This window comes from Caldimonas tepidiphila (assembly GCF_003569765.1).
GTDB lineage: Bacteria > Pseudomonadota > Gammaproteobacteria > Burkholderiales > Burkholderiaceae_C > Caldimonas > Caldimonas tepidiphila.
Window position 1 is genome coordinate 1 of record NZ_KZ983961.1, and the last position, 2,133, is coordinate 2,133.

Sequence of the window (2,133 nt, forward strand, 5' to 3'; positions counted from 1 at the left end):
GCAGACTTCGTGCTCGACGCACTGGAGCAGGCGCTGTACGAGCGACGACCGAGCGAGGAGGACCGGCTCATCCATCACTCGGACCGCGGCTCGCAGCCCAGATTCAACTGGTCGTCGCAACACTGCTTTGCTGAGCCAAGCGTAGCAGCTCATTGAATGCTTCTGCCGGTGTCCGCCACCCGAGTGTCTTGCGCGGTCTCGTGTTCAATGCAAGGGCCACCGCGTTCAGCTCGCTGACCCTGTGTGCACTGAGGTCCGTTCCCTTTGGGAAGTATTGCCGCAGCAACCCGTTGGTGTTCTCGTTGGTCCCTCTTTGCCAGGGGCTCTGTGGATCGCAGAAGTACACGTCCATGCCTGTGTCGAGCGAGAGCATCGCGTGTTGGCTCATTTCGGCGCCCTGATCCCAGGTTAGTGACTTTCGGAGCTGTTCGGGCAGCGAAGCCATCGCCTTCGTGATCGCGTTACGCACGGCCTCTGCTCCGTGACCGGCCAACGCAGGACCACGCTTGTCTCGGGGCTGCTGGCGGTGCTCAGGATGGGGCGGAAGGTGCAGCAGCATCGTGAAGCGCGTCGATCTCTCGACCAAGGTGCCGATGGCCGAGCTCGCCAGCCCCAGGATCAGATCGCCCTCCCAGTGACCGGGTGCAGCGCGATCCTCGACGCAGGCCGGCCGCTCGCTTATGAGGACCTCAGGGGTCACGAACGACTTCCCACGATTACGCGCCCGCTCCCGGGGAAGTCGTAGGGCTCGGCCGGTCCGCAGGCAAGCAGTCAATTCCCGGCGAAGTGCTCCGCGGCTCTGCACGTACAGCGCCTGGTAGATCGCTTCATGGCTGATGCGCATCGAAGCGTCTTCCGGGAAAAATCAATCAGCAGGCGGTTTGCGATCTGCTCCGGGCTCCAAGCCTGTGACCACCGGCGGGCTTGTCTGCGCCCAAGTCGGCGCCCCTTCCATTGCACCTGAGGCCCAGCAATCGTTCGCCCGCCTGGAGTCGCGATGTTGCCGGCCAATCGATCCTGCACATACTTGTGCAATGACGGATTCGTCAGGAGTTTGGCAGGCTTGGGCCGCATGGCGGCGCGGTCGGCATGCCACTGCGCCGTGTGAGCACGGTACTCAAGGCCTCCTCCGCGCGTGGCAGCGTTGCGTCGCAACTCGCGTGAGATCGTCGACGCCGCTCGACCAAGCTGTCTGGCGATCTCTCGAACTCCTTCTCCACGAGCGCGCGCCAGCGCGATCTGTTCGCGCTCAGCGAAGGAAAGGTACCGGCCTGTAGGCTCTGCTGCTGAAGCGGCGAGGTTCGATGGTGGCATACCGCCGCATTGTCGGAACCAGCGGTTGCCGACCGCCGCCGACACGCCGGCGATGCGGGCCGCGTCCTCGCTGGTGTGCCCACGAGCGATTGCCTTCCAGAATGGCCATCGCTCTGCGCGATGCAGCACTGGCGGCCGCCCTGGCGAGCGCAGCTTCGCGCGCAGCGATCGATCCGACTTCAACTTCTTCGCTTTCATCAACACCTCCAATCAGGACGTGTTGCGACGACCGGTTGAATTCACCCAGTACGTCTGCATCCGCTACAGCGAGCGACTGGCCGAGGCTGGCATCGAGCCCTCGGTAGGCAGCGTCGGGGACTCCTACGACAACGCGCTGGCCGAGACGATCAACGGGCTGTACAAGGCTGAGGTGATCCACCGGAGGCCCTCCTGGAAGACCCGGGAGGCGGTCGAGCTCGCCACGCTGCAGTGGGTCGCCTGGTTCAACCACCATCGGTTGCTGGAGCCTATCGGCCACATCCCGCCCGCCGAGGCCGAAGCTCACTACTATCGTCAACTTGCCGAGTCAGCCATGTCGGCCTGACTCAAGCCAATGAGCCTCCGGAATTCTCGGGGCGGTTCACTTCCTCAGCCTCATCGAGGTGCGCCGCACCACCGAGGTCTTCGATACCACACGGCGCCGCTTCGTCGCGCGGCGCGAGACGCCCGCGTACTACCTCAGCACGCTCGGCACCGCCGAGGTTGCGCCCCGTGAATTCGCGCGCCTCGTGCGCGAGCACTGGGCAATCGAGAACCGGCTGCACCATGTGCTCGATGTGACGCTGGCCGAGGATGCCAGCCGCATCCGCCGCAACCCCG

3 pseudogenes are annotated in these 2,133 nt (G+C 64.6%); 2 read left to right on the forward strand and 1 reads right to left on the reverse strand.

The window, feature by feature from the left end:
* Positions 1–103: 103 nt before the first annotated feature.
* Positions 104–1,512 (reverse strand): annotated as a pseudogene (locus tag D3A59_RS02015) (IS30 family transposase).
* Positions 1,513–1,555: 43 nt separating this feature from the next.
* On the opposite strand from D3A59_RS02015, the pseudogene D3A59_RS02020 reads away from it, so the two are divergent.
* Both D3A59_RS02020 and D3A59_RS02025 read left to right on the forward strand, forming a co-directional pair.
* Positions 1,556–1,858 (forward strand): annotated as a pseudogene (locus D3A59_RS02020) (integrase core domain-containing protein); the annotation flags it as partial.
* Positions 1,859–1,916: 58 nt separating this feature from the next.
* A pseudogene (locus tag D3A59_RS02025) lies at positions 1,917–2,133 on the forward strand (hypothetical protein); the annotation flags it as partial.